This is a genomic window from Gryllotalpicola daejeonensis, from assembly GCF_039538145.1.
GTDB lineage: Bacteria > Actinomycetota > Actinomycetes > Actinomycetales > Microbacteriaceae > Gryllotalpicola > Gryllotalpicola daejeonensis.
The window spans coordinates 2,399,663-2,426,343 of record NZ_BAABBV010000001.1 but is presented as its reverse complement, the minus strand read 5'-3'; the positions used below and the strand labels follow the sequence as shown (position 1 = coordinate 2,426,343).

Annotated in this window: 21 protein-coding genes; 9 read left to right on the top strand and 12 right to left on the bottom strand. The window is 69.7% G+C overall.

Going from position 1 to position 26,681, the window contains the following annotated elements; genetic code table 11:
* Positions 1-74: 74 nt before the first annotated feature.
* Positions 75-1,484, bottom strand: coding sequence for an iron uptake transporter deferrochelatase/peroxidase subunit (efeB, locus tag ABD736_RS11790; RefSeq protein WP_344791968.1), 1,410 nt, complete (start codon positions 1,482-1,484; stop codon positions 75-77).
* Positions 1,481-2,746 (bottom strand): EfeM/EfeO family lipoprotein, encoded by a 1,266-nt coding sequence (locus ABD736_RS11785; RefSeq protein WP_344791967.1) that lies wholly within the window; start codon positions 2,744-2,746, stop codon positions 1,481-1,483. Before ABD736_RS11785 ends, efeB begins: the two co-directional genes overlap by 4 nt.
* Positions 2,747-2,945: 199 nt before the next feature.
* Between ABD736_RS11785 and ABD736_RS11780 the strand changes: the two genes are divergently transcribed.
* The 3 genes from ABD736_RS11780 to ABD736_RS11770 all read left to right on the top strand — a co-directional run bounded on the left by ABD736_RS11780 (position 2,946) and on the right by ABD736_RS11770 (position 7,544).
* Positions 2,946-3,464, top strand: a complete 519-nt coding sequence (locus tag ABD736_RS11780) for a glutathione peroxidase (RefSeq protein WP_344791966.1) — start codon at positions 2,946-2,948, stop codon at positions 3,462-3,464.
* Positions 3,465-3,652: 188 nt separating this feature from the next.
* The gene (locus ABD736_RS11775) at positions 3,653-5,848 is read left to right on the top strand and encodes an MDR family MFS transporter (RefSeq protein WP_344791965.1); all 2,196 of its coding nucleotides are present in this window, start codon (positions 3,653-3,655) and stop codon (positions 5,846-5,848) included.
* Between the two features lie 127 nt (positions 5,849-5,975).
* On the top strand, positions 5,976-7,544 hold the full coding sequence (locus tag ABD736_RS11770; RefSeq protein ID WP_344791963.1) for an aminotransferase class I/II-fold pyridoxal phosphate-dependent enzyme: 1,569 nt from the start codon (positions 5,976-5,978) through the stop codon (positions 7,542-7,544).
* Here the strand turns inward: ABD736_RS11770 and ABD736_RS11765 are convergent, their stop codons facing one another.
* The 6 genes from ABD736_RS11765 to ABD736_RS11740 all read right to left on the bottom strand — a co-directional run bounded on the left by ABD736_RS11765 (position 7,545) and on the right by ABD736_RS11740 (position 15,319).
* Positions 7,545-9,443, bottom strand: coding sequence for a DUF2207 domain-containing protein (locus ABD736_RS11765; protein WP_344791962.1), 1,899 nt, complete (start codon positions 9,441-9,443; stop codon positions 7,545-7,547). It abuts the gene before it with no gap.
* 56 nt (positions 9,444-9,499) lie between these two features.
* Entirely contained in the window at positions 9,500-11,377 is a 1,878-nt protein-coding gene (locus tag ABD736_RS11760) for a DUF2207 domain-containing protein (RefSeq protein ID WP_344791961.1), read from the bottom strand.
* A gap of 58 nt (positions 11,378-11,435) precedes the next feature.
* Positions 11,436-11,789, bottom strand: a complete 354-nt coding sequence (locus ABD736_RS11755) for a hypothetical protein (protein ID WP_344791960.1) — start codon at positions 11,787-11,789, stop codon at positions 11,436-11,438.
* A 79-nt stretch (positions 11,790-11,868) separates the two neighbouring features.
* Positions 11,869-12,918, bottom strand: a complete 1,050-nt coding sequence (lplAB, locus tag ABD736_RS11750) for a lipoate-protein ligase LplAB (RefSeq protein ID WP_344791958.1) — start codon at positions 12,916-12,918, stop codon at positions 11,869-11,871.
* A 61-nt stretch (positions 12,919-12,979) separates the two neighbouring features.
* A complete protein-coding gene (locus ABD736_RS11745) occupies positions 12,980-14,353 on the bottom strand; it encodes a glycoside hydrolase family 6 protein (RefSeq protein ID WP_344791957.1) in 1,374 nt (457 codons plus the stop codon).
* A 105-nt stretch (positions 14,354-14,458) separates the two neighbouring features.
* Positions 14,459-15,319 (bottom strand): alpha/beta hydrolase, encoded by an 861-nt coding sequence (locus ABD736_RS11740; RefSeq protein WP_344791956.1) that lies wholly within the window; start codon positions 15,317-15,319, stop codon positions 14,459-14,461.
* 102 nt (positions 15,320-15,421) lie between these two features.
* Here ABD736_RS11740 and ABD736_RS11735 point away from each other — a divergent pair, with 102 nt between their 5' ends.
* Both ABD736_RS11735 and ABD736_RS11730 read left to right on the top strand, forming a co-directional pair.
* Positions 15,422-15,844, top strand: coding sequence for a MarR family winged helix-turn-helix transcriptional regulator (locus ABD736_RS11735; RefSeq protein WP_344791955.1), 423 nt, complete (start codon positions 15,422-15,424; stop codon positions 15,842-15,844).
* Between the two features lie 36 nt (positions 15,845-15,880).
* Positions 15,881-17,161, top strand: a complete 1,281-nt coding sequence (locus ABD736_RS11730) for an MFS transporter (protein WP_344791954.1) — start codon at positions 15,881-15,883, stop codon at positions 17,159-17,161.
* On the opposite strand, the gene ABD736_RS11725 is transcribed toward ABD736_RS11730, so the two are convergent.
* The 3 genes from ABD736_RS11725 to ABD736_RS11715 are packed head-to-tail and all read right to left on the bottom strand — an operon-like array spanning position 17,162 to position 20,681.
* Positions 17,162-18,007 carry a transglutaminase family protein gene (locus ABD736_RS11725; RefSeq protein ID WP_344791953.1) on the bottom strand — a complete coding sequence of 282 codons (846 nt, stop codon included), beginning with the start codon at positions 18,005-18,007 and terminating at the stop codon, positions 17,162-17,164.
* 30 nt (positions 18,008-18,037) lie between these two features.
* Positions 18,038-18,988: an alpha-E domain-containing protein gene (locus ABD736_RS11720; protein ID WP_344791952.1), complete on the bottom strand. Its 951-nt coding sequence runs from the start codon at positions 18,986-18,988 to the stop codon at positions 18,038-18,040.
* Positions 18,981-20,681, bottom strand: coding sequence for a circularly permuted type 2 ATP-grasp protein (locus ABD736_RS11715; protein ID WP_344791951.1), 1,701 nt, complete (start codon positions 20,679-20,681; stop codon positions 18,981-18,983). Before ABD736_RS11715 ends, ABD736_RS11720 begins: the two co-directional genes overlap by 8 nt.
* A 79-nt stretch (positions 20,682-20,760) precedes the next feature.
* On the opposite strand from ABD736_RS11715, the gene ABD736_RS11710 reads away from it, so the two are divergent.
* Positions 20,761-21,708, top strand: coding sequence for a 2-hydroxyacid dehydrogenase (locus tag ABD736_RS11710; protein WP_344791950.1), 948 nt, complete (start codon positions 20,761-20,763; stop codon positions 21,706-21,708).
* Positions 21,709-21,732: 24 nt separating this feature from the next.
* Here ABD736_RS11710 and ABD736_RS11705 read toward each other — a convergent pair whose 3' ends face one another.
* Positions 21,733-23,019, bottom strand: a complete 1,287-nt coding sequence (locus tag ABD736_RS11705; protein ID WP_344791949.1) for an Ig-like domain-containing protein — start codon at positions 23,017-23,019, stop codon at positions 21,733-21,735.
* Between the two features lie 347 nt (positions 23,020-23,366).
* Between ABD736_RS11705 and ABD736_RS11700 the strand changes: the two genes are divergently transcribed.
* From ABD736_RS11700 to ABD736_RS11690, 3 genes are read left to right on the top strand one after another with little or no spacing between them, the layout of a single operon-like run.
* A complete protein-coding gene (locus tag ABD736_RS11700; protein ID WP_344791948.1) occupies positions 23,367-24,833 on the top strand; it encodes a lipopolysaccharide biosynthesis protein in 1,467 nt (488 codons plus the stop codon).
* Positions 24,833-25,816, top strand: coding sequence for a polysaccharide pyruvyl transferase family protein (locus ABD736_RS11695; RefSeq protein ID WP_344791947.1), 984 nt, complete (start codon positions 24,833-24,835; stop codon positions 25,814-25,816). The genes ABD736_RS11700 and ABD736_RS11695 overlap by 1 nt, the downstream gene beginning before the upstream one ends.
* Positions 25,813-26,673, top strand: a complete 861-nt coding sequence (locus ABD736_RS11690; protein WP_344791946.1) for a glycosyltransferase family 2 protein — start codon at positions 25,813-25,815, stop codon at positions 26,671-26,673. Before ABD736_RS11695 ends, ABD736_RS11690 begins: the two co-directional genes overlap by 4 nt.
* Positions 26,674-26,681: the final 8 nt, after the last annotated feature.

The following is a 26,681-nucleotide window of genomic DNA, read 5'->3' as shown; positions in this document are numbered from 1 at the left end:
CTTCCTCTTCTATCCCGACGCCCTTGTGCGCCGAGCCCTGTGATTCGCGGCACCGGATGCCTGCAGCATCCGCATCACGCGAACAAACCCTTCCCGAACCAGTCGGAGGCGTTCTTCACACCGGGAAGCGCGAAGTAATAGCCGCCGCCGATCGGCGAGATGTAGTCGACGAGCGGCTCGCCGGCCAGGCGCTTCTGCACCGTCACGAACTGCCGCTCGATGTCCTGGTTGAACGCCGTGAACACGAGCCCCTGGTCGAGGTTGCCGTTCGCGTCGACACCGGCGTCGTAGTTGAACGCCCTGCGCAGCATCCGCTGATTCGCCGTCGCCGCCGTGCGCGGGTTGGCCAGCCTGATGTGCGCATTGAACTGGATCACCGCACCGGTCGAGTCGAGCTCGTAGTGCGGGTCGTCGAACTCCTTGGTGCCCGTTAGCGGCGCGCCGGAGCCGCGGAAGCGGCCGAAGATCTGCTGCTGTTCGTCGAGCCCGATGCGGTCCCAGAATTCGACGAGCATCCGGATCACTCGCACCGCGAGATAGCTGCCGCCCTCGACCCACGCCGGCTCGCCGTTCTCACCGCCGTGCGTCCAGACGAGCTCCTTCATGGCCTTCGCATCACTCGTCAGCGGGTTGCTCGTGCCGTCTTTGAAGCCCATGAGGTTGCGCGGCGTGCCGCTCGGCCGCGGCGGCGACGAGAACCCGTCGCGGCGCCAGCGCAGCTGCATGTCGCCGCGGGTCGCGCGCAGCAGCTCGCGCACACCGTGGGTCACCACGTCGGCGTCGTCGGCCTCGAGCTGGATGAGCAGGTCCCCGTCGCAGATCGAGCGATCGAGCGCGTCGTCCTCGAAGTCCTCCATCGTGCGCAGCTTGGCCGGTTTGACGGATGCCAGACCGAAGCGCCCGTCGAACAGCGATGCCCCGACACCGACGGTCACCGTCAGCCCACCCGCGACGCCGTCGGGGCCGAGGATGCCGGAGTCCGACGGCACGGTCGAGATGCCGACTTCCGGTGCCGCAGTGCCAGAGGTGAGGAAGCGCGCCCGCTCGGTGATGGTCTGGAAGAGCCGCTGCAGACCGGCGCGGTCGGCTGCGGTCACGTCGAGTGCGAGCAGCGCCGTCGAACGACGGACGGGCGCGAGGATGCCCGCCTGATGCGAGCCGTGGAAGTCGAACTTCGCCGGCGTTCCGTTCTTGCTGCTCGCCGCCGCAGCGTCGGCCGCGGTGGGGTGCGCCATCGCCGCCGCGACACCGACGGGTGCCGCCACGGCGGCTCCGGCGAGCGCGCCGAGGAACCCGCGCCGCGAGGCGGTGCGGTCCTGCCCCGCGCCATGATCGCCGTGCGCCGCGCCCGCATCGCCGCCCACCGCCGCTGCGGCCGCGCGCACTCCGTGCGGCACCGGGCACTCGCCGCTCATCGCCCGAACCGCACCGTGCGGAACGGGGCAGCGGCCCTCGGGGGATTCGTTCACGATGCCTTCGCTCACTGCAGAGCCTTTCGCGGTTCCGTGATCTCGGCCACCGGTGCCAGCAGCTCGACCAGCCGGTCGAGAGAGGCGTTGAGCTGCTGTCGCTGCGACCGGCTCAGCGACTCGAGCGGCACCCAGCTGCCGTCGGCGCGGCGGTAGCCCTCGACGAGCTTGGTGCTGGCAGCGAGTGCGGCCCGCGTTTCGGCGAGATCGTCGTACCGACTGGTCAGAAGCCCGGTGAGAACGGACAGCGCCTCGGCCGAACCGCCGAGGTTCGCGTCGATCGTGGCGAGGTTCGTGTGGCTGCCGGCATCCGTTGCGCCCGTCAGCTCGAACTGGATCGCGTTCTCGACGATCTCGTGCGCACGCAGGCCGATGTCGATGGGGTCGATGCGGTCGGTGCCGGGGTCCTTCGCCAGCGCATCGACGGCACCGACCAGCTTCGTCGTGTAGGGCGCGAGCTGCGCTGCGGGCGACCCCGACCACAGCAGCGCCTCGATCTTGTGGAAGCCGGTGAGCGCCGGGTCGGTGAGCGCCGTCTTGCCGGCCGCGGGCGTGCCGTTGATCGCGGTGTCGTGGTCGCCGAACGCGCCGTAGGCCGCACCGAGCCCCTCATAGCTGAGGTGCGCCGTCAGCCAGTCGCGCTTCGCCGCGGTCAGATCTCCCCGGGCGACGTCCGCATTCAGCTGCCGCACCTGCGCCTGCAGCGCGGGCAGTCGGCCGTCGACCCACTGGCCGTATGCCTTCGCCACGGGAATCAGGTCGTTGGTCGTGACCGGCACGATGCCCGGCGTCAGCTGCGCCCCCTTCGGCGCGGCGCCCACTTTCACCACCGGGCCGGCGACGGGGTCCGCGTCTGCCGGATAGCAGACGAGCCGGTAGTCGCCCTTGCCGAGCACGACGCTGCCGGTGGCCGTTGCCCCGACACCGACACCGTCGACCTCGAGGAAGACCTTCTTGGTGTCGACGTCTTGCAGCTGCACTTCGACGTCGCCGGTGTTGCCGTTGTAGAAGTGGAAGGTGCGCGCGCCGCCCGCGGCGACCCCCTTCGACGAGCCGGAGGCGCCGGCATCCGTGCCCCAGCTCTGCCCGCAACTCGAGATCGTGAGTTGCAGCGTTCCGTGCGGCAGAGCGGATGCCGCGGCCGCGCCGCCGGCGGGTGAAGGCGCGGGCCGCAGCATGACGCCGACCACGATTCCGGCGGCGGCGATGGCGACAGCGACGGTTCCCCATATGAACGGCGACCGAGACCGGGCCGAGAACGGTGAGCGCTGTGTCATGGGGTGCCTTCGGGAGCAGAACCGGCCGGAGACGCGGGGGAATCCCGGACCGACACTCGAGCGTGTGACTCGAATGGGCGACGCCAGGCGCCACCTCAGATGAGGCTATTGGCGGGCTCAACGACGGATCGGCCAGTTCAGAATCTGTTCACCTCGAGGTCACAGAGCCGTCCCCTGCGCTGAGGGTTACCGTTGGGCTATGGCACGCGCGGCATCCTCTGATCTTCGCTCGATTCCGATCACGACGATCGACGGCGTTACCACGTCGCTCGCCGACTACGCCGACAAGGTCGTCATGGTGGTGAACGTCGCGTCGAAGTGCGGGCTGACCCCGCAGTACGAACAGCTCGAGCAGCTGCAGAAGACGTACGAGTCGCGGGGATTCACGGTGATCGGATTCCCGTGCAACCAGTTCGCCGGCCAGGAGCCGGGCACCGCCGAGGAGATCGTCGAGTTCTGCTCGGCCACCTACGGCGTGACCTTCCCGCTGATGGAGAAGACGAAGGTCAACGGGCGCGACGCGCACCCGCTCTACAAGGAGCTCAAGCACACCCGCGACCGCCTGCACCTCGCCGGCCCCGTGCAGTGGAACTTCGAGAAGTTCCTGATCTACCCCGACGGCACCGTGACGCGCTTCCGCCCGCGCACGCTGCCCGATGACCCGCAGGTCATCGAGGCGATCGAGCGCGGACTGGAGCAAGTCGCAACCGCCGCCTGACGGTGCCGTGAGCCACTGCGAGCCGATCACCGCCGACGATTCGCGAATCTGCTTCTCAGGGTGTAAATTTGCAGTCACCGCAAATTTTTATCGCCAATGCCGGCGGCGTCGGCGATGTCGGCGCGCCGTGGATCCGGCATCCTCTCGAACCTGAATCATCTGGTTCCGACTCTCACCAAAGGACTTAAATGTCAGAAGCTGTCGCGCCCGCGGGCGCACACGGTGGCAATAAAGCCGTGATGTCGCACCAGCAGATCCTGCTGGTCATCTACGGCCTCATGGCCGGCATGTTCCTCGGCGCTCTCGACCAGACGATCGTCGGTACCGCCATCCGCACCATCGGTGACGACCTGCACGGTCTGAACCAGCAGGCGTGGGTCACGACGGCGTACCTGATCACGTCGACGATCGCGACGCCGATCTACGGCAAGCTCTCCGACATCTTCGGCCGCCGGCCGCTCTACATCTTCGCGATCATCGTGTTCATCGTGGGCTCTGCCGCGTCGTCGTTCTCGACCTCGATGATCATGCTCGCCGCCTTCCGCGCCTTCCAGGGCATCGGTGCCGGCGGCCTGATGTCGCTGCCGCTCGCGATCATGGGCGACATGCTGTCGCCGCGTGAGCGCGCGAAGTACCAGGGCTACTTCCTCGCCGTCTTCGGCATCTCGTCGGTCATCGGCCCGCTCGTCGGCGGCCTGTTCTCCGGTGCGCACCAGATCCTCTGGATCTCCGGCTGGCGCTGGGTCTTCCTCGTGAATGTGCCGATCGGCATCATCGCCCTGATCATGGTGATCACGTTCCTGCACCTGCCGAAGTTCGGCGGCAAGAACGCCCCGCGCATCGACTGGTGGGGTGCCGCGACCGTCATGACCACCCTGGTTCCGCTGCTGCTCGTCGCCGAGCAGGGCCGCGACTGGGGCTGGACCTCGGCCGCCTCGATCACGTGCTACGTGATCGGTGCCGCGAGCGCCATCGCCTTCATCTTCATCGAGGTCGCCATGAAGGACGACGCCATCATCCCGATGAAGCTGTTCCGCTCGGGCGTGTTCTCGATGGCCACGATCCTCGGCGTGCTCGTCGGCTTCGGCATGTTCGGCGCGATGCTGACCATCCCGCTCTACCTGCAGATCGTCACCGGCCTCACGCCGACCGAGTCCGGTTTCGCGACGCTGCCGATGGTGCTCGGCCTGATGATCGCCTCGATCGTCTCGGGTCAGCTGATCTCGCGCACCGGCAAGTACCGCATCTTCCCCGTCACGGGCACCTTCGTCACGGCGATCGGCTTCTTCCTGCTGACCTTCATGACGATCGACCGCCCGCTGTGGTTCATGCTGATCGCGATGTTCGCCATCGGCCTCGGCCTCGGCCAGCTGATGCAGACGCTGACGCTCGCGAGCCAGAACTCGGTCGAGCCGCGCGACATGGGTGTGGCGACCGCCGCCTCGACGTTCTTCCGTCAGATCGGTGGAACGCTCGGCACCGCGGTGCTGCTGTCGGTCCTGTTCTCGGTGCTGCCTGGCAACATCCAGACCGCGACCACGAACAAGGCCGACCTGACGCACGCGCTGAACGCGGCCCTGAACCCCGCCGTGGCCGACAAGGCCGACAACAAGGCGATCATGAACATGTTCTGGACGCCGATCGTCGGTCCGCTCAAGACGCAGATCCAGCAGCAGCTCGACCAGGGCACGCAGCAGGCGCTGGATGCCGCCAAGCAGCAGGTGACTCAGAAGGTGACCGAGGCGGTCAACGCTCAGGTCGCCGCCGGGGCCATCCCGCAGGCCGCCGCGCAGTCGGTCATCGACCAGCAGGTCCAGGCCGCGCTGCCCGACGCCCAGAAGCAGGCTCTGCAGGCCGTCGCCGACAAGGCGAACGCCTCTGTCGTGAACGGCAAGGTCGTCGTCGACTTCACGAACGCCGACCAGCGCAAGGCCGTCGTCGACGAGGTCGCGCCGAAGATCATCGACAAGGTCAAGGGCGGCACGTCGTCGAAGAGCGCGGGCAACATCGACACGAGCAACACCTCGTTCCTCAACAACGCCGATGACGCCCTGAAGCGCCCGTTCCTCAAGGGCTTCAACGCCTCGACGATCGAGATCTACTGGGTCGGCATGATCGTGATCCTGATCGCGTTCGTACTCACCTGGTTCTTCCGGGTGCCGCCGCTACGCAAGGTCTCCGCTCTACAGCAGCAGGCAGACGCGGCCGCCGCGGCGAACGCCGCCGAGCAGTCGGCGCAGTCGCCCGCCGAGGAGCTGGAGCTGCAGGCCGTCTCGGCGGCCGACCGCACCGGCGCGCTCGTCACGTCGACCACGGGCCAGCTGAACCTGACGCTGGACGCCGAGGAGGCTGACCGCACCGGCCGCGGCGAGCAGAAGGACTAGTTCCCAGCGCCGCTCCCAGCGCCAAAACGCACGATTCGTCACTTCCGAACCGCGGTTCGGGGTGACGAATCGTGCGTTTTGCGTTCAGCGCGCATTGTCGTCGAGAGGCGTCCCGTACATTCCAGTCATGACCCCTGCGCAGGAGCTGAACACCACCGACCCGATGGACTCGCCGACGCCGTACGCCGAGGCGCTGCGGCAGTTCGCCGCCAGAGACACGGTGCGCATGATCGTCCCCGGGCATTCGGGCGACCCCGGCGCCTCCCCCGAGCTCAGCGCCTTCTTCGGCGAGCAGCTGCTGCGCCTCGACGTCGCCCCGCTCGTCTCCGGCATCGACCTCGGCCTCTACACGCCCTATGAGCGCTCGCTCGAACTCGCTGCAGAGGCCTGGCAGGCCAGCCGCACGTGGTTCCTCACGAACGGCTCGTCTCAGGCGAACCGCATCGCCGCGCTCGCCCTCGGCTTCTACGGCGCGCGCACCCAGCCCGTCGTCGCGCAGCGCAGCACGCACTCGAGCTTCATCGACGGCATGATCATCGCCGGCCTCGACGCGGTGTTCGTGCAGCCGAGCATCGACGTCGACCTCGGCATCGCCCACGGCGTCTCGCCCGCGCGCCTCTCTGCGGCACTCGACCAGGCACCCGACGCCAAGGCCGCGTACGTCGTGAGCCCGTCGTACTTCGGCGCGACCCCCGATGTTCCGGCACTCGCGGCGGTCGCGCACGCGCACGGCGTACCGCTCGTCGTCGACGCCGCCTGGGGAGCGCACTACGGATTCCACCCGGAGCTGCCCCCGTCGCCCGTCGCCGTCGGCCAGGCCGGTTCGGGCACCGGAGCCGGCCACGGCGCCGACCTCGTCATCATGAGCACGCACAAGCTCGGCGGCTCTCTCACGCAGTCGGCGATGCTGCACCTGGGCCATGGCGAGTTCGCGCGAGCGCTCGAGCCGTTCGTCGACCGGGCCTTCGTGCTCGAGCAGTCCACGTCAGAGAGCGCGCTGCTGCTCGCATCCCTCGATCTCGCCCGTCATCAGCTGCAGACGGGCCGCGCGCGCATCGGCGAGTCGCTCGAGGCGGCCGAGCAGCTGCGAGCCAAGATCAGGGAGCGCGGGCGCTTCCGCATCGCGAGCGATGCTTTCGTGGACGCCGGGGCGCCCATCACCGCGGGCGGAGCCCGCGGCTGGGAAACGGACATCAGTGCCGTCGATGCCTCGCGCGTCTCGATCGACGTCGGCGCGGGCGGCCTGCTCGGGCACGCGGTGCGGTCTGTCATGCTGCGCGACCACGGCATCCAGTTCGAGCTGTCGACGGATGCCTGTGTGCTCGCCATCGTCGGGCCTGGCTCGCACCCCGACCTCGACCGGGTCGTGGACGCCCTGCACAGCCTGCGCGCGGATGACCCGGAGGTCGCCACCGCAGGCTTCGTGCGCGCGCCACTGCCCGAGCCGGGAGAGAGACGGATGCTGGTGCGAGACGCCGCCTTCGCGGCATCCGTCGTCGTGCCCGCCGAGCACGCGGTCGGGCGCGTCTCCGCCGACTCGCTCGCCGCCTACCCGCCGGGGATTCCGAACGTGATGCCCGGCGAGGTGATCACTGCGGAGACGGTGGAGTTCCTGCAGCACGTGGCCGCCGCGCCGACCGGGTACGTGCGCGGAGCCGTCGACCCCGCGGTCGAGACGCTGCGGGTGGTCGCTTAGTCACCAGCCGCCGCCCCCGCCGCCGCCGAAGCCGCCGCCCGAGAAGCCCCCACCCCCGCTGCTGAACGAGCTCGAACCACCGGAGCTCGACCACGAGTGCGAGCCGCTCGACGTGCTCGTGCTCGTGCTCGCGGTCGTCGCGTAGTTGCTCGAGGCGAACGCGTTCGCGAGCAGGAAGGTGCCCATCGGCTGCAGCGTCGGGGTGACCTCGGTCGGCGTCGTGGCCCAGTAGCCGCCGAGCACCTCGCGCCACTCCTTCTCAATGTCGAACAGGATCGCGTAGGGCAGCAGCTTCTCGTAGAGCTTCACCAGCTGCTCGCCGTTCGGCGTGCCGTCTGCGCTCACGATCGGCGTGGTCTCTGCGCCGCTCGGGCTCTGCAGCATCTTGATGCGATCGGCCTCGGCGAGGCGCAGGTAGTCGCGGATGCCGAGCAGGTGCTCATAGGCCGGCAGCGCGGACTCGGTGAGCCGCTCGCGGGGCCAGACGAAGACGACCGTCGCGACGCCGAAGGCGATCGAGATGACGAGAGCGACGTTGTGCACCCACGAGCTCAGCCCGACGAAGTGCAGGCCGGCCAGCAGCGCGATTCCGACGACGACCAGGGCGAGGCCCGCGATGAGCAGGCTCGTGCTGAACCGGGTATGCCTGCGGGCGATCAGCCCCTGCTTGCGCACCGAGCGATGCGCGTCTCTGAGCAGCTTCGAGACCGCGTCGCCCACCTTGGCGTTGTCGCGCCTCAGCGACACCGTCTTGCCGTGCTTCAACGACCCGAAGAGCGTCGCGACCGCCGTCGAGTCGTCATCGTCGAGCACCCGGCCGTCGAGCAGCTTCAGCGTGTAGACGTCGTCGTCGGTCTTCTCGGTGCCCTCGTCGTCGCGCGTCATCGTCGCCGCGCGACTGGTGACCAGCTCGGTTACGAGGGCGGGGAACGCGCGGTCGCGCTGGTCGAGAAGCTCGGCCGCCTCCATCACGCCGATTCCGGGGAACGCCTCATATTGGGGCACGATGATGCCCGTGCCCTTCGGGTTGCCGAGCGATCGGAACCGAACGATGATCGCGAGCGCCAGCACGACGACGGCGAGGCCGAGCACGATCCACACGATCAGGCGCGGGATCGAGATCGGCACCGCGAACGTGCCGCCCGTGAAACCGACGATCATCGTGACGTTCTCATGCGGTCCGAGGTTCGAGGCCGACGCCGTGAACGTGCTGCCATCGCCGTTGTGGGCGCAGACTGTCGTCGCCCCCTGCTTCCCCTGATAGCAGGCGTCGTCGCCGTTCAGCGCACCGGCGAGGTCGGCGGGTACGTGCAGCGTCGCCGTCACCTTGTCGAACATCACGTCCCAACCGGTGCCGTTCACATCGAAGTTGAACCGCTGAGCGCCGCCGAACGCCTGCTGCTGGATCACGTCGCGCATCGTGTACCTGATGACGTAGGTCTGCCGGCCGGTCACGTACTCGTACGGGTCGCCGATCTTGAGCACGGTGAAACCGCCGCCGTTGTCGGACTGGTACTGGATCGGCGTGCCGTCGGCGTCGGTCACGCTGCGGACCTTGAGGTGCAGCGACCGCCCGTCAGCGGTGCGCGGGATCGCGCGCAGGATGCCGTGGTTGAGGTCGTAGTCGGAGAACTGCGTGTCGAAGGTCTCGGTGACGGCGAGATCCGCGTGGTGCGCGGCGTCCCTCGTCAGCGTGTAATCGGTCGTCAGGCTGTTGAACGAGAAGTCATCGATGGAGCTGCTGCTCTCGCTCGAGGAGTCATCGCCGTTCCAGCCGTCGATGAAGCCACCGACGATCGAGACTCCGAACCACCCGATCGCGATCACCGTCAGGAATCCCGACCAGATCCGATGAGCCAGAGTGAATCGGCTCCTGCTGCTTCCCCCGCGCTTCGCCACGCGACGAGACTAGCGAAGCGGCTTGGCGTGCCTTTCGACCCGCGCGCGGCTCCTGCTCACCAGCCGCCACCACCGCCGCCGCCGAACCCGCCGCCCGAGAAGCCACCGGACGAGAAACTGCCGCCCGAGCTCGACCACGAGTGAGAACCGCTCTGAGTGCTCGTCGTGCCGGGGAAGTTGCTCGTCGCGAATGCGCTCGCGAACGCCAGGTTCTGCAACGGCAGCAGGGTCGGAGTGACCTCGGTCGGCGTCGTAGCCCAGTAGCCGCCGAGCACCTCGCGCCACTCCTTCTCGATGTCGAACAGGATCGCGTAGGGCAGCAGCTTCTCGTAGAGCTTCACGATCTGCTCGGTGCTCGGGCGGTCGCCGGATGCGCCCGGCTGCGTACCCGACGCCGCCGACGCGGATGCGACCGGCTGCGTCTCAGCCCCGCTCGGGCTCTGCAGCATGCGGATGCGGTCCGCCTCGGCGAGCTTCAAGTAGTCGCGGATGCCCAGCAGGTGCTCATAGGCGGGAACGGCCTTCTCGGTGCGGCGCTCGAGCGGCAGCACGAGCGCGCCCGCGGCGAGCGCGATCAGAGCGACCACCCCGAGGATCACGAACTGCGGCCAGGCGAACAGCCCGATGAGCGCACCGACGAAGAAGAACACCACCGTCCCGAGGAACAGGGGGGCGGCGAGGGCGAGCATGCCAAGCCCGAGCGGCGAGCGCTTACGCTTGATCAGCCCCTGCGCACGCACCGATTTACGGGCATCCTCGAGCAACTTGCGAATGCGGTCGCCGACCTTGCGGTCTGTCGGGTCGAGGGTTACGGCAGCGCCCGGGGCACTTGCGCGGAACAGCCTCACGGCCGCGTCGGCGTCCTCGTCGTCGAGCAGGGTCGGGTCGAGCAGGGTCAGCGAGTAGAGGTCGTCCTTCGTCTTCTTCGTGCCGCGGTCGTCACGCGTCATCGTGGCCGCCCGGCTCACCACCAGCTCGGTGATGAGCGCTGGGAAGGCCCGGTCGCGCTCGTCGAGCAGCTCGGCGGCTTCCAACACGCCGATGCCGGGGTACGCCTGATACTGCGGAACGATGATGCCCGTGCCCTTCGGGTTCCCGAGGAACCGCACCCGCACGAACACCGCCAGCGCGAGCACGACGATCGCGACGCCGAGCAGGATCCAGGCGAACAGCCGCGCCACCGAGATCGGGATCGCGAAGGTGCCCGGCTTGAAGCCCACGCTCATCGTGATGTTCTCGTGCGGGCCGAGGTCGCTGCCCGAGACGGTGAAGACGGCGGGGCTGCCCTCGCTGATGCCGCTGGCCGCGGTCACACCGGTGCGCGTGATGGTGCACCTGGCGGTCGAGCCGGCCTTCCCCCGATAGCAGCTGTCATCGCCGGTGAGCGAGCCGGCGAGCTCGGCCGGCACGTGCAGCGTCGCGCTCACCGTGCCGAACGGCTGCGCCCACCCGGTGCCGTTCACGTCGAAGAGGAACTGCTGGGCGTCGCCCGCGTCGTGGATCACGTCGCGCATCGTGTAGGTGATGACATAGGTCTGGGCGCCGGAGACGTACTGATCGGGGTCGCCGATCTGAATGGTCAGGAATCCGGCCGTCTGCTCGTCATCTCGCTGCCACCTGACGGGCTGGCCGCTGCCGTCCGTCACGCCCTTGATCTTCACGTGCAGCGAACGGCCGTCTGCCGTCGACGGAATCGCGCGCACGATGCCGTGATTGATCGAGTTCTGCGGGAACCGGGCGACGAACTTCTCGGTGACCATGAGGTTCGCGCGGTGCTGCGCGTCGCGGCTGAGGCGGTAGTCGGTGTGCAGGCTGTCGAAGGTGAAGTCGTCGACGGATGCCTGTGCGGGCGCGGCCCCGGCCAGGAATCCCCCGCCCACCAGCGCTCCGACGATCAACGCGAGAAGAAATCGGATGCCCCACCGCTGAATCACGCGACGAGCCTAGCGAGCCCGTCGCGCGCACCGGCCGCTCAGGCCGCGGCCCGGCGCGTCAGTCGTGAACGCGCTGCCCCGGCGGCCGGCCCCACTGGTCGAGCTCGATGACGACGTGCCCCGGCTTGCGCGCGCCTGCGCCGACGCCCGCCCCCATGCCGATGCCGAGCGGGTCGCCGTCGGCCTCGGGCGACGGCGCCGGGACCGTGGTCTGACGCTCGAGCTCGAGCTGGGTCTCGTAGCGCACGGGGTGGAAGACCTCGTCGAATGCGGCGCCGAGCATGCCGCTGCCGATCGAGCCGGAGCCGCGCTTCTGCGTCTTGTCGCTGAAGTCGACCACACCGAGCTTGTGCAGCACCCACAGCAGCAGGCAGACGCCGATGACGACGGCGCCGACGATGAGGGGGTTCACGCGCGCCAGGGTAGCAAGCGCGTCTGACAGCACCTGTGCGCCGGGCATGAACCCGCGGCCGGGGAGCGCCGAGCCCCGGTCAGGGCACCCGGTTGAGCCACTCGGGCGTCGCGAACTTCTCGGTCACGAGGCGCTCGGCCGCAGCGTATTCGGCCGGAGTGATGTCGCCCGGCGTCGCACGGTACATGCTCGAGAACTGCTGCTTCATCCGCTCGATGATCTCTGCGCGTGAGAGCCCCGTCTGCGAGCGCAGCGGGTCGACCCGCTTCGCGGCAGAGGCGATGCCCTTGTCGCTGATCTTCTCGCGGCCGATGCGCAGCACCTCGGTCATCTTCTGACCGTCCATGTCGTAGCTCATCGTGACGTGGTGCAGCACCGCGCCCGATCCGAGGCGCTTCTGCGCGGCGCCGCCGATCTTGCCCTTGGGGCTCGTGATGTCGTTGAGCGGCACGTAGGAGGCGTCGATGCCCATGCCCTTGAGCGCGAGGATCGCCCACTCGTCGAGGTAGGCGTAGCTGTCGGCGAAGGTCATGCCCTGCACGAGGTCGATCGGCACATACAGCGAATAGGTGACGACCGAGCCCTTCTCCATCATCATCGCGCCACCGCCGGTGATGCGGCGCACGACGTCGAAGCCGTACTTCGCAGCGCCCTCTGGGTCGACCTCGTTCTTCACCGACTGGAAGCTGCCGATGACGACGGCGCTCTCTTCCCACTCCCAGAAGCGCAGGGTCGGCTTCCGCGCGCCGGTCGCGACCGAGGCGGTGAGCACCTCGTCGAGCGCGAGGTGGGTGACGGGGCTGACCGCAGGGGCGTGCACGACCTCCCACTCGTAGTCCGACCAACTGGTCGCGTTCGCGAGGCTGCGCCGAATGGCCACGCCGACCGACTCGGGGGTGAAGCCGAGCAGCACGGCCCCCTCGGGGAGCGCCCGGCGCACAACATCCGCGATCGCCTTCGTGTCTGACTCGACCGGCAGCCCGTTGACGGCGGCGTCGATCGCGTCGAGCGCCTCATCGGGCTCGAGGAAGAAATCGCCGGCGAGGTGGAAGTTCACGATGCGGCCGTCTGCGACGTCGAGGTCGACGACGACCAGCTTTCCCCCGGGGACTTTGTACTCGCCGTGCATGCTCCCACCTTACGTAGGAGCATGCACGGCGAGGTGCACGGCGGGCGAACCGCCAGGCTGATCAGATCGCGGGGCTGGCGTGCCTGATCAGGTCGAGGGCCTGAGCGGGGAACCAGGACCCCGCTGCAGGGTCGACCTGGCCCCAGAGCGGGTCGAAGGCTGCCTGGCCTGCGGCATCCGTCGGCCAGCCCGGCTGGGAGTACGCGCTGTAGTCCCACGCCCGGGCGCCGCCGGCCGCATCGCACTGGCCGTCGGACTCGCCCGGCGTCTTCACCCAGAGGTACGCGTCGACGAGCGGCGTGCCCGTCTTCGTGGTCGGGGCGAGGCCGAGTCCCGCGCCCGGCGGGTTGCACCAGTTGCTCGCGCGCAGGGTCGCGATCGTGGCGGCACTCTGGTTGTACGGCGCCGCCGCGTAGGCGCTCATGTCGTTCGGGCCCGCGCCGTTGCGGCTCGTGTCGATGACGACGTGCGCCGTGGGCGCTGCCCCTGCGGCGGCGAGCGCGGTGGCGTACTGCTGGTCGATCCAGGCGGTGTTCGCCGTCGGGTCGGCCGCCGTCGGCGACCACTTCTTGTTGGTGTCGAGGGCGCCCGTGCCGTTCCAGTACTGGTTGGGGCAGTCACTTCCCGGGTTCGCGTCGCCCGCATTGACGAGGGCGATGCAGCTTGAGATCCAGGTGCCGATCTCGGCCGAGTTCTGCGTCCACTGGTAGTTCGAGACGTTCGTGAAGAACCCCTGCGCACGGTTGACGCCGGCCTTGATGAGGCGCGGCGCGAGGTCCCCAGGGGTCAGCCACGCCGCGTTCGTACCATCGAGGTAGACGCTCGTGTTCGGCTTCGCCTCGAGGGCGTCGACGGCGTAGTTCAGCTGCGTGTAGCGCGCGTCGTCGGCACCGGGGGTCGTCACGCCGCAGTTGGTGTTCGGCAGCAGGCCGAGTCCGTCCGGCTCGACCAGCACCGCTGCCTTGGCATTGCCGATGCCCGCCGCGATGCCATCGATCCACGCCTCGTAGTCGGCGGTCGTCTGCGCGCCGCCCGCCGAGTACGAGCCGCAGTCGCGGCCGGGGATGTTGTAGGCGACGAAGACCGGCACGGCCTTCTGCACGGCCGCCGCCGCGACCGACTGCTGCACCGTCTTGCGCACCTGCGCGGGCGTTCCGCTCGTGAGCCAGACGGCCTGCGGCGTCGCGAGCAGCTTGGCGAGAGCGAGCGCGTCCTTCGTGTCGTGGGACTTGGCGAGCTGCAGCGCCTGCTTCACCCCGTCGCTGCTCGGCGTCTTGACGAGCAGCCGTGCTTGGCCGAGCGCGTGGCTCGACCTCTGCGGGGCGGCCGGCCCGTGCGGGGTGCCGGCGACGGCGGGGGCGGCACCGACCAGCGCCAGTGCTGCGGCGGCGACGGTCGCACCGAGCGCGACCTTCCACCCGGTTGATCTGAGCATGGATTCTCCTCATTGAGACGTCCGTTGGCACCCCCGAGTGGGGGCAGCTCCGACATTCCCGGCCTGAACTGGTTAAGTCAAGACGCAGGCGCCACGCTCACGAGCTCAGGCGAACCGCTCGTCGAGCCACCGCACCAGGTCGGCGATGACCTCGTCCTTGTTGATCTCGTTGAAGACCTCGTGACGGGCATGCTGATAGACGTGCACCGTGACGTCGCTCAACCCGCTACGTGTGCGGTACGCGTTCGCGAGCTTCACCACCGACTTCTCGCCGCCGAGCGAGTCGTCTGACCCGATCTGGATCAGCAGTGGAAGGTCGCGCTCGAGGTTGCGCGCCGGCCGCCCGAGCAGGCGCATGGCATCGAGCACGCCGAACTTCGCGAGCGGCTCCGCGGCGAAGTTGAGCGGGTCCTGGCGGAAGCCGGTCTGGATCACCGGGTCGCGCGACAGCCATTCCTGCCCCGTCGTGCCGAGGTGCTTGTGGCGGCCGTTCAGGTTCCCCGCGCGCATCGAGCCGAGAGTGCGGTAGGCGGTTCCGGTGAGCACTACCGCGTCGTAGTCGCTCGCGTGCGCGTTGATGAGCCGTTGCGCCATGAGTGATCCCCAGCTGTGACCGAGCAGGATCACCGGAACGTTCGGATGCCTGCCCCTGATGATCCCGCCGAGCTGGCGCAGGTCCTCGATGGTCGCCCGCAGTCCGCCCGGGCCGAGGCGCCCGAGCTTGGTCGCGTCGCCGCCCCACTGTGCGAGACCAGTCTGGCCGTGGCCGCGGTGGTCGTCGGCGTAGACCGCGTAGCCCGCGTCGTTCAGCGCCTGCGCCACGTGCCGGTAGCGACCCGCGTGCTCGCCGATGCCGTGCGCGAGCTGCACGACGGCGCGCGGCTGCTGCCCCTCGGGAAGCGGGAACTCGTAGTAGGTGACCACCACTCCGTAGTCGTCGGTGAAGGTGTGCGTCGTCGGCGCCATGCGCCCATCTTTCCGGAACGCGCCGGCACCCACCGGAACTCGTCGGTCGAAGCGGTCGTTGCAATCAGGTAATTAGCAAGGCTAAGGAGTATCGTGGGGCCTGTGACGGAAGAACTCGACCTCGACGCCCAGCTGCGCATCGCGGTGGGGCGCCTCAATCGGCGCATCCGCGCCGAGAAGGCGAGCGACGACCTCTCCGACGGGCAGTTCAGCGTGCTCGCACTGCTCTATCGAGAGGGCCCGCACACCGTCGGGCAGCTCGCCGACGCCGAGCATGTCACCCCGCCCTCGATGAACCGCCGCGTGAACTCGCTCGAGGCCGGCGGCTACGTCGCCCGCGAGAGTTCCCCCGACGACGGCCGCAAGGTGGTCGTGCGCGTGACGCCCGCAGGCGCGGCCTTCGTCGCCGAGACCCGTCGCCGCCGCGAGCAGTGGCTCGGGAAGCGCACGCGCGAGCTCACCGACGCGCAGCGAGAAACCCTGCGCCAGGCATCCGTCATCATGCGCGAGCTCGCTGATCGCTGACCGAGCCGTCGCCAGAACCCTGAAAGTCGCACAGATTTGAACAACCTCTTCCGGTCCCTCGCGGGGATCAACTACCGCATCTGGTTCGCCGGCGCGATCGTCTCGAACGTCGGCACCTGGATGCAGCGCACCGCGCAGGACTGGATCGTGCTCACCGAGCTCACCCACAACAACGCGACCGCGGTCGGCGTGACGATGGCGCTGCAGTTCGGCCCGCAGCTCGTGCTGCTGCCGGTGACGGGTTGGGCGGCCGACCGCTTCGACCGGCGGAAGCTGCTGATGTGCACGCAGGCGGCGATGGGGCTGCTCGGCGCGGGGCTCGGCATCATGACCGTCACGGGCGTGGTGCAGCTCTGGCACGTCTACGGCTTCGCGCTGCTGCTCGGCGTCGCCGCCTCGTTCGACGCCCCCGCGCGCCAGACCTTCGTCGGCGAGCTCGTCGACACCCGCAACCTCTCGAACGCGGTCGCCCTCAACTCTGCGTCGTTCAACGCCGCCCGCACCATCGGGCCCGCGATCGCCGGCCTCATGACCGCGGCCGTCGGCGCGGGCTGGGTCTTCCTGATCAACGCGGTGACCTTCGCCGCCGTGCTGATCTCGCTGCAGCTGCTGCGGAAGGACCAGCTCAACCGCCAGGTGAGATCGGCGCGGCGGGGCGGGCTGGTCGAGGGCTTCCGCTACGTGCGGCGGCGCCCCGACATCATGGTGATCCTGCTGATGGTGTTCCTGATCGGCACCTTCGGCCTGAACTTCCCGATCTACACCTCGACGATGGCATCGACCGTGTTCGGCAAGGGCGCCGGGGAATTCGGCATCCTCTCGTCGATCATGGCCGTCGGCTCGGTCGTGGGCGCGCTGGCTTCCGCGCGGCGCGAGAAGCCGCGCGTCTCGCTTCTTTTCCTGGGCGCGCTGCTGTTCGGCCTGGGATGCCTGCTCGCCGCGGTCATGCCGACGTACTGGCTCTTCGGCGCCGCGCTCGCGCTCATCGGCCTCTTCTCGCAGACGCTCATGACGACCGCGAACGGCACCGTGCAGCTCTCCACCGACCCCGCGGTGCGCGGCCGGGTGATGGCGATCTACATGGCGATCTTCATGGGCGGGACTCCGATCGGCGCGCCGATCGTCGGCTGGGTCGCCGACACGCTCGGGCCGCGGTGGGGGCTCGGGGTCGGGGCGGCCTCGGGCATCGTCGCCGGCGCCGTCGGCGTCGCCTACCTCATCAAGTACCGCGGACTGCGGCTGCGCGTGCGCGGCGGGCGGCCGGCCTTCGTGCTCGAGGAGCCCGAGGCGGCGCGGCCGGAGGCTGCGGCGGCGTGACTACGCCTCGCGCGTGATCTCGACCTTCACGAAGGTCTCAGCCGCCGCGACGCCCGCGTAGACGCCGCGGATCGGCGCGATGTCGTCATAGTCGCGCCCGTGCCCGACGTAGACGTGGCGGTCACCGGCCGGGATCAGGTTGGTGGGGTCCCAGCCGCGCCACGTGCCGCAGAACCACTCGACCCACGCGTGCGACTCGCCGACGACGGTCTCGTGCAGCGGCGCGTCGGGCTTCGGGTGCAGGTAGCCCGAGACATAGCGGGCGGGAATCCCCACCGAGCGCAGCGCGCCGAGCGCGACGTGCACGATGTCCTGGCACACCCCGCGCCGCGCCGACCACGCCTCGGCTGCGGTGCTGTCAACGCGGGTGGCGCCCGGCACGTACTCCATCTCGCCGCCGATGCGCGCGCAGATCGCCTCCGCCGCAGCGCACGGGCTCCCTGAGGCCTCCGCCACCTGCGCGGCGAGCTTCATCAGGTCGCGCGGCGGCTCGGTGCGTGCGCTCTGCCGCAGCTGCTCGACGCTCTCGACGGTGCGGCGGCTGAGCTGCGCGAGCTCGTCCCACGACGTCGGGCAGTGGTCGTGCGCCTGCTCGGCGACCTCGATCAGGCTGCTCGCCGAGAGCACGAGCTCGCGGTGCGGCGAGAGCACCTCGAACGCGGTGACCCGCGTGCCCCAGTAGTCGGTGTAGCTGTGCTGCGGCGCGTTCGGCCGCGTGTCGATGTGCGCAGACAGCACCCACTGGCCCTCGCGCGATGCGGGAAGCATCCGCGCCTCGTTGTACGACGCCGATGCCTCGCCCTGATAGCGGAAGCCCGTCGTGTGCGTGACCCTCAGTCTTTTCATGAGCCCTGCCGTTTCATGAGCCCTGCCGTTTCATACCCGCTCGCCCGCCCAGGTCGGGACCACCTGCGACGGGAAGTACCGCTGCTTGACCGCCTCGCTCGCGGTGCTCGTCGCCCGCTGCACGCCCTCCATCGCGTGCGGCAGGTCGTCGAGGATCTCGGCGATCGGCCGGTATTCGAGGCTCGAGACCGCCTGGCCGAGCACCCGCAGCGCCTGGTCGCCAGGGCCGATGCGGTCGGTGCGCGGCTCGAGCGCAGAGAGGCTCTCGATCGCCTGGCTGATCGAGAACAGCACGGAGCGCGGGAAGATCCGATCGACCAGCAGGAACTCGGCCGCGTTGCGCATCGATGAGGCGCCGCGGTAGGTGCGCAGGTACGCCTCGTAGGCGCCGCACGAGCGCAGGATCGTCGTCCAGCTCGGCCCCGACACGTCGGTCAGCGTGCGCGTGGCGAGCAGCCGCGCCGTCATGTCCGCCCGCTCGAGCGCGAGCCCCAGCGTGAAGAACTGGTACGCGTCGTCGCGGCTCATCACCGTCTCGTTCGTGCCCACGGCGAGCGCGGTGCGCTCGCGCACCCAGTGGAAGAAGTCGTGCACGCGCTCGCTCGCGACCTTGCGCGGCATGCGCGTCGTCGTCGTGTTGAGGCACTCCCAGAGCTCGGTCGAGATGATCTCTCGCGCGCGCCTCGCGTTCTCGCGCGCGGCGTTCAAGCAGTAGGCGATGGATGCCGGATGCTGCCGGTTCACCGCCAGGATGCCGAGCACCGTCTCGCGGTCGATGCGGGTGCGCTCCCCCGTCGCCGGGTCGTCGGCCGGGGCATCCGACCCCATCACGCCGAGCAGCGCTCGGCACGCGGTGTCCTCGTCGACCCACGGGTCCTCGAGCAGCAGCTGCAGCTGGACGTCGAGGATGCGCGCGGTGCCGTCTGCGCGCTCGAGATAGCGGCCGATCCAGAACAGGCTCTCAGCGATCCGGCTAAGCATCCGCATTCCCCTCGTCTGTGTGCGCGCGAGCCGCTTGCTGCTGCTGTTGCTGCTGAGTGGCGGCGAGCTGGTCCTCCGGGGCGTACTGCGGCCCGGTCGTGCCGTATGGCGCGACCGAGGCGAGCGGCGAGCCGGCCGCGACCAGCTCGATCGGCGCCGCCTGCTCCGCCGTGATCGCCGAGACATCGTGCATTCCCGTGGCGGGGTGAGCCGCGCCGGGCGCTGTGCCGCGCCCGAGCACCCAGGTGTCCTTCGAGCCGCCGCCCTGCGACGAGTTCACGACGAGCTGGCCGGCGGGCAGCGCGACCCGGGTCAGCCCGCCGGGCAGCACCCAGACCTCGTTGCCGTCGTTCACGGCGAAGGGGCGCAGGTCGGTGTGCCGGGGCTGCATGCCGTCGCCCGTGAGTGTCGGGATCGTCGACAGCTGCACGACCGGCTGGGCGATCCAGCCGCGCGGGTCCTCGATGAGCTTGGTGCGCAGTGCGTCGAGCTCGGCGCGGCTCGCGGCGGGTCCCACGACGAGGCCCTTGCCGCCCGAGCCGTCGACCGGCTTCACGACGAGCTCGTCGAGCCGGTCGAGCACCTCTTCGAGCGAGCCCGGGTCCTCGAGGCGCCAGGTGTCGACGTTGGGGATGATCGGGTCTTCGCCGAGGTAGTACCTGATCAGATCGGGCAGGTAGGTGTAGGCGAGCTTGTCGTCGGCCACCCCGTTGCCCACCGCGTTCGCGATCGTGACGTTGCCGAGGCGCGCGGCGGTCAGAAGCCCCGGCGTGCCGAGCACCGAGTCGGCGCGGAACTGCAGCGGGTCGAGGAACTCGTCGTCGATGCGGCGGTAGATGACGTCGACGCGGGTCGGGCCACCCGTCGTGCGCATCCAGACGTGCCCGCCGCTCACGTACAGGTCACGGCCCTCGACGAGCTCGACGCCCATGAGGCGCGCGAGCAGCGTGTGCTCGAAATACGCGGAGTTGAAGACGCCGGGCGTGAGCACCACGACGACCGGGTCCTCGACACCCGCGGGCGCAGAGGCACGCAGGGCCTGCAGCAGGCGATAGGGGTATTCACCGACCGGCCGCACCGACATCGACACGAACAGCTCGGGCAGCGTCTGCGCCATGACCCGCCGGTTCGACACGATGTAGGAGACCCCCGAGGGCACGCGCACGTTGTCCTCGAGCACCCGCCACGTGCCGTTCTCGTCGCGGATCAGGTCGACGCCGGAGACGTGCACGCGCACGCCGTTCGCACTCTCGATTCCCGCGGCCTGGCGGAAGAAGTTGGCTGAGGTGGCGATGAGGGATGCCGGGATCACGCCGTCTGCGACGGCCTGCTGGCGCCCGTAGGCGTCGGAGAGGAATGCCTCGAGCGCCCGCACCCGCTGCTTCACGCCGGCCTCGAGGCCGACCCACTCGTCCTCGGCGATGATGCGCGGCACGGCGTCGAGGGGGAACGGCCGCTCCTCGCCCGCGAAGTCGAAGGTGACACCCTGGGCGAGGTAGCTGTTGGCAAGGGCATCCGCTCTGCCCTGCAGCTCCTCCTGCGTCATCCGCTCGAGCGCCGCGTGCAGCTCGCGGTAGGAATCCCGCGCCCGCATGCCGCCGTCTTCGCCGGGCCCGCGGAACATCTCGTCGAAGGCGCTGTGGGGGCGCCCGGGTGCCAGCGTCGCACCGTAGCCCGCGAACAGATCTCCCATGACCCGAATCTAGGAAGAGGGTGTTGCGCCCGCGTTTCCGGCGTGGGTGCGGTTTGTGTCGGCAACCTATGCTGACCACATGCCCGACCGCTTCGTCGTCAGCCTGCCCGATGACCGCCTGACCGCCCACCTCGAAGCCCTCGCCGACCCGGTGCCCGACAACGTCGACTTCGTCGAGTGGCACCTCGACGGCCCGGCGCCGGCCGATCGCATCGACATCGCGGTGCTTCCCTATATGTCGGTCGACTCGGGCCGGCTGCAGTGGCTCTCGAGCGCGCACATCGAGCTGGTGCAGTCGCAGTCGATCGGCTACGACGGCATCGAGGCGGCCCTGCCGCCCGGACTCGTCTACGCCAATGCCTCGAGCGTGCACGAGACCGCGACCGCTGAGCTCGCGCTCGCGCTGATGCTCGCCTCGCAGCGCGGCATCGACGACTTCGTGCGGGGCGCAGAGCGCGGCGAATGGCGCGCGGGCAGGCATCCCTCGCTCGCCGACCGCGCGGTGCTCATCCTCGGGTACGGCGGCGTCGGGAAGGCGGTCGAGGCGCGGCTCGCAGGTTTCGAGGTGGGCCGGGTGATCCGCGTGGCTTCGCGGGCGCGAGAGGATGCCGCGGGCCACGGCCCCGTGCACGTGCACGGCATCGACGAGCTGCCCGAGCTGCTTCCCCAGGTGGACATCGTCGTCATCGGCACCCCGCTGAACGACAGCACGCGCGGCCTCGTCGGCGTCGCCGAGCTCGCCGCGTTGCCGGACGACGCACTCGTGGTGAATGTCGCCCGCGGGCCGGTGCTCGACACCGCTGCGGTGCTCGCCGAGGCCGGGCGGCTGCGCTTCGCGCTCGACGTCACTGACCCTGAGCCGCTGCCGGCCGACCACCCGCTGTGGCGAGCGCCCGGAGTGCTCATCAGCCCCCACGTCGGCGGCAACGCCTCGGCGATGGAACCGCGCATGGCCCGGCTGCTGCGGCGCCAGCTCGGGCACCTGCTCGCGGGTGAGGAGCCGGAGAACGTGGTGCTGCGCTCGTGACCCGGGCTCACCGCAAACCCGGGCTCACCGCAACGTGAGGGCGACGGGCGCGCTCGTCGTGTAGTTGCCGGCGACATCGCGGGCGACGGCGGTCACGGCGTAGGCGCCCTTCGGGAAGCCGGCTGTCGAGGCGGTGAGCCGGTAGGTGCCGTCCGCGGCCCTGGTCGCCGCGCCGAGTGTGAGGCCCGCCGCCCGGAAGATCACGTCGCTGAGCCCCACGTTGTCCGAGGCGGTGGCGACGAGTGTGACGGTCCCGGTCACCGTCGAGCCGGTCTTCGGCGATGAGATCGCCGTCCGGGGCGGCGTCGCGTCGGAAGTGGTGGCCGTCCCCGTGCCCTTGGGCGTATCGGCGCCGGCGATGGTCGCCGAGGTGGCGTCGCCGTCGATGTCGGTCGCTGCCCGCGGCACGGCGGCGGTGACGGGTTTCACGGTCGCATCCGACGCGGCGGTCAGGTGCAGGTCGTTGCTCGCCGGATCGGCGAACCGCACCGTTCCCGCTCTGTTCCCACCGGACTGCAGCAGCGGCAGGGTCGCACCGCACAGCTTCGTGTTCCATGAGCCGACGATGGAATCGGTCAGCGGCAGAGAGCAGTCGGCGAGGTAGCCGATGATGTTGCGGTCGGCGACCGTGCCCGGCTGGGTCCCGAGGCGCGCGGGGCCGGCGCCGAGCGTGTTGTCGCGCAGCACCAGGCCGACCGTGCTGGGCTCGCGCAGGTCGACGACCGAGCCGCCGCCGCAGCTCGAGGTGACGACGATGCACCCGCTGATGAAGTTGTCCTCGATGGTGACGCCGTAGATGCCGTGGCCCGCCCCGACGGAGAGGATGAGGCCCGAGTTGTAGCAGTTCGAGAGATTGTTCCGCCGCACGACCACGTTGGCTGAGTCGAAGATCTGGATGCAGTCGGCGTGCATGCCGTTGGCCTTCGCCTGGTTGTAGTTGCGCACGGTGTTGCCCTCGATGACGACGCCGTAGGCGTTGCCGACCTGGATGCCATCGATGGACGAGCCGTTCTCGAACAGCGAGCCCGTGACCCTCGCGTCCGTGCCGCGCACGAACAGGCCACCGCCGTTGACGTGCGCGCCGGTCACCGTGTCGCCCGTGCCGGTGAGATAGAACGCGGCGGTCACCAGCACGCCGCTCCAGGTCAGGTAATTCGCCTCACTGGTCACGGTGGTGAGCGTCGCCTGTGCGCCGGAGGCCGGCCGGATCGTCACGGGCGCGGCGGCGGAGCCGTGGCCGCCTTTGACGGTGAGCGACGGGTAGGTCCCCGCACCGAGCTGCACCGTCGCGCCGGCAGGTGCGGCTCCCACCGCCGTGGGCAGAGAGCACGGTGACGCGCTCGAGCAGGCGGATCCGGTCCCGCCGGGCGACGCATAGAGAGTGGTCGCGGCTCCAGCGGGAGTCGGCCTCGCCAGGACGCCGAGCAGAATCAGCGCCGCCGCGGCGCAGACGGCCACGACCCTGACTCGAAGAGCGTGCACCCGGTTGTTCTCCCACCCCAAAGCCATAGTCCGTACGGTGCGACAATCGCGGGCCCGCCGAAAGGGGGTTCCGCGAACGGCTGTGAACCTTTTACATCCCGGCAACATGAGGAAACATCATTGTCAACCTCCCAGGTGCACCCTGAAGTTCGAATCGCCTCTCCGAACGGACTCTGATGTCAGACGCCAACCGCTCGCTCCGCTCGCGAAGCCTTCTCGGTGGCATCTGGACCGCGTTGCAGCGCATCTACGGAAGCCTTCTGAGCGTCGTCACCCTGGCGCTGCTGTCGCGGCTGGTCGGCGCCGAGGACTTCGGCATCGTCTCGCTCGTGTCGGTCTTCGTCGGCATCCTGGCGCTGGTGGGCGATCTGGGGTTCACTCCGTCCCTCATCCGCGCCAGCGCGCCGTCGCGCGTGCAGATCAACACCGCCTTCTGGACGGGGCTCGCCATCGGAACCGCCCTCGGCGCGGCGCTCGCCCTCGCCGCCGCGCCGATCGCGGCGTTCTACGACCAGCCGCAGCTGACGCTCATGATCCGCGTGGCCGCGCTCATGCTGCCGCTCAACGCGCTGTGCGCCATCCCCACCGTCCTGCTGACGCGCGAGCTCAAGATGCGCCCGCTTGCGATCCGCTCCGCCGTGGGCGCGAGCATCGGCGCGGTCGGCGCGGTCATCCTCGCGCTGCTCGGAGCGGGCGCGTGGGCGCTCATCTTCCAGGGCGGCGGGAACATCCTCGTCGACATCGCGATCCTGTGGAGCGCGGTGTCGTGGCGGCCGCGCGCCGAATTCTCCTTCCGCGAAGCGTGGGCGATGCTGCGGTTCGGCCTTCCGACGCTCGCCACCCAGGTGGTGCACGAGGGCAGGGACCGGATGGTCGAGCTCGTGCTCGGCAAGCTGCTCGGCGCTTCAGCGCTCGGGTACTGGGTCGTGGCCACGCGCGTCACCTCCCAGCTGCTGACGCTGTTCGCCTCGGTCGTCAATGCTGTGGCGCTGCCTGCCTTCTCCAAGATCAGGGACGACCGCGCCCGCCTGCAGAACGCGGTGCGCCACGCCGAACGCGTGTGCGCGAGCATGGCGATCCCCGGGCTGTTCGCGATCGCCGCGGTCTCGCCCGTCGCCGTGCCGTTCCTCTTCGGCGGTCAGTGGGCCACGAGCGGCCAGATCGCACAGGTGACCGCCGTCACCGGGGCGATCACGGCGCTGCAGTGGCTCGACGGGAACCTGTGGTGGTCGCTCGGAAGGCCGGGGGTCGAGTTCGGCCTCGTGCTCACCATCTCCGTCGCCCACATCGCCGCCGTGTTCTTCGCCGCTCCCTACGGACTGCTCGCCGTCGCGGTGGCGCTGCTCGCGCGCACCATTCTGCTGGCGCCGCTGCGCGTGATCGCCCTGGTGAAGATCGGGCGGATGCCGCTTGCCATCTACCGCGACATTCCCGGCATCGCCCTGTCGGCCGGCGTCATGCTCGTCGCGATGGTCGCGCTGAGCGGCGTCCTTCCGCACCAGCCCGCGCTTCTCTATCTCGTACTCGAGGCCGTGGTCGGCATCGCCGTCTATGCCGGCGTCGGCCTGCTCGTGCAGCGCGCCGCCTTCCTCGAGCTGCGCACCGACGTGCTCCACATCGTGCGACGGCGGGCGGCCGCCTGATGCCGGCATCCACTGTCCGCGAGCTGCACGAGCTCGCCGTCGCGCAGCTGTCGGACGCTCTCGACGGCGTCGAGCATGTCGACCTGGTCGACTTCCCCGATCACCTGAACTGCGGCGACGCGGCGATCTGGCTCGGGCAACTGGCGGTGCTCGACCGGCTCGGCATCGGCATCCGCTCGGCGATGTCGCGACGCTCCTTCCGGATGGAGGGGCTCTCGCCCGACGGCGCCGTGGTGATTCAGGGCGGGGGCAACTTCGGCGGGCTCTACCCGAGTCATCACGCGCTGCGGCTGCGGCTGCTCGAGGAGCTGCGCGGCCGCTCGATCATCCAGATGCCGCAGTCGATCGAGTACCCGGGCGCCGAGCAGCGCGACGAGCTGCGGCGCGCCGTCGCCGCGCACGGGGCGGTCGTGCTGCTCGTGCGGGATCAGCGCTCGTTCGACCTCGCCGCTGCCGACTTTGACTGTGAGGTGCGGCTGGTTCCGGATGCCGCCCTGGCCCTCGGCCCGATGACCCGCCGCGAGCCGTCCGTCGCCACCGCCGTGCAGGTGCGCACCGACCGGGAGTCCACGGGCGCGGCCGGCCTCGACGGCTTCCGCTTCGACTGGTTGGACGCTCCCCTGACGGAATCACGGCGCCGCCTGCTCGAGTGGCACGAGCTGGTGTCGCGCGCCGCACGGAAATCCGGTCTCGGTGCGCTGCGCGCGGGCGAGATCCGAACGGCGAGGCGGGTCGCCGGGGCGAACCTGGCGCGCGCGGTGGGGCTGCTCAGCTCGGGGCGTGTGCTCGTGACCGATCGGCTGCACGGCCACATTCTGGCGACCCTGCTCGGCATCGAGCACGTGGTGGTGAACGACCGCTTCGGGAAGATCCGCGCCTTCTGGGAGACGTGGAGCTCAGGCATCCCGTGTGCCCATTTCGCCGACACCTGGGGCGACGCGGCCGCCGCACTGTCGGATATGGCGACGGAAGACGCGGCGTGAACGGCGCGATCGACGTGACCGTCGTCATCCCGTGCCTCGACGTGACCGGCGTCGTGGAGCGCCAGCTGCATGCGCTCGACGAGCAGGTCACGAGCGCGCGCTTCGAGATCGTGCTCGCCGACAACGGCTCGTCGGACGACCTGCGCGGCTTCGTCGCGCGTCTCGGCATGCCATCGGTGCGAGTCGTCGACGCGAGTGCGACCCCGGGCATCAACCACGCCCGCAACCGGGGTGTCGAGAGCGCGACGCCCGGCAGCTCACTCGTGATCTTCTGCGACGCCGACGACCACGTGCACCCCGGCTGGCTCGAGGCGCACTGGCAGGCCTACCTGCGCGGCGCCAGGCTGCTGGGCGGCGCACTGCATCGGGTGCTGCCCGACGGGTCGGAGCTCGGCTGGCAGAACTGCCTGCAGAACACGCTGCGCTTCCTCCCGTGGCCGACCGGCGCGAACTGCGCGGTGGCGACCGAGGTGTTCGCCGCGTGCGGAGGCTTCGACGAGTCCTATCGGGGCGGCGGCGACGAGACCGATTTCTTCTGGCGCGCGCAGCTCGCGGGCTACGAGCTCGTCGCCGTCGCGGACGCGCGGATCGACTACGTCATGCGCCCCGACGCGCGGGGCGTCTACCGGCAGAACGTGGCGTACGGCAAGAGCCACGTCAAGCTGTTCGCCGCCTATCGAGATCGAGGGATGCCTCGCTCGGCCGATCCGGCAATCCTGCGCCGCCTCGCCGTCGACGTCCTGAAGCTGCTGGGGCGCGGCTTTCGCCGCGACGACGCCTATCGCGTGTCGAAAGACGTCGGCTTCGCCGTCGGCCGGCTGCTCGGCTCTCTGGAGCACCGCACCGTCTACCTGTGAGCCCCTGC

What these genes read in the sequence shown, in the direction of transcription:
- lplAB (WP_344791958.1), bottom strand. Translation starts at nt 12,918, where the DNA reads ATGCACGGCGAGTACAAAGTCCCCGGGGGAAAGCTGGTCGTCGTCGAC.
- ABD736_RS11725 (WP_344791953.1), bottom strand. Translation starts at nt 18,007, where the DNA reads ATGAAAAGACTGAGGGTCACGCACACGACGGGCTTCCGCTATCAGGGC.
- ABD736_RS11770 (WP_344791963.1), top strand. Translation starts at nt 5,976, where the DNA reads ATGACCCCTGCGCAGGAGCTGAACACCACCGACCCGATGGACTCGCCG.
- ABD736_RS11710 (WP_344791950.1), top strand. Translation starts at nt 20,761, where the DNA reads ATGCCCGACCGCTTCGTCGTCAGCCTGCCCGATGACCGCCTGACCGCC.
- ABD736_RS11715 (WP_344791951.1), bottom strand. Translation starts at nt 20,681, where the DNA reads ATGGGAGATCTGTTCGCGGGCTACGGTGCGACGCTGGCACCCGGGCGC.
- ABD736_RS11785 (WP_344791967.1), bottom strand. Translation starts at nt 2,746, where the DNA reads ATGACACAGCGCTCACCGTTCTCGGCCCGGTCTCGGTCGCCGTTCATA.
- ABD736_RS11780 (WP_344791966.1), top strand. Translation starts at nt 2,946, where the DNA reads ATGGCACGCGCGGCATCCTCTGATCTTCGCTCGATTCCGATCACGACG.
- ABD736_RS11775 (WP_344791965.1), top strand. Translation starts at nt 3,653, where the DNA reads ATGTCAGAAGCTGTCGCGCCCGCGGGCGCACACGGTGGCAATAAAGCC.
- ABD736_RS11695 (WP_344791947.1), top strand. Translation starts at nt 24,833, where the DNA reads ATGCCGGCATCCACTGTCCGCGAGCTGCACGAGCTCGCCGTCGCGCAG.
- ABD736_RS11745 (WP_344791957.1), bottom strand. Translation starts at nt 14,353, where the DNA reads ATGCTCAGATCAACCGGGTGGAAGGTCGCGCTCGGTGCGACCGTCGCC.
- ABD736_RS11720 (WP_344791952.1), bottom strand. Translation starts at nt 18,988, where the DNA reads ATGCTTAGCCGGATCGCTGAGAGCCTGTTCTGGATCGGCCGCTATCTC.
- ABD736_RS11700 (WP_344791948.1), top strand. Translation starts at nt 23,367, where the DNA reads ATGTCAGACGCCAACCGCTCGCTCCGCTCGCGAAGCCTTCTCGGTGGC.
- ABD736_RS11740 (WP_344791956.1), bottom strand. Translation starts at nt 15,319, where the DNA reads ATGGCGCCGACGACGCACACCTTCACCGACGACTACGGAGTGGTGGTC.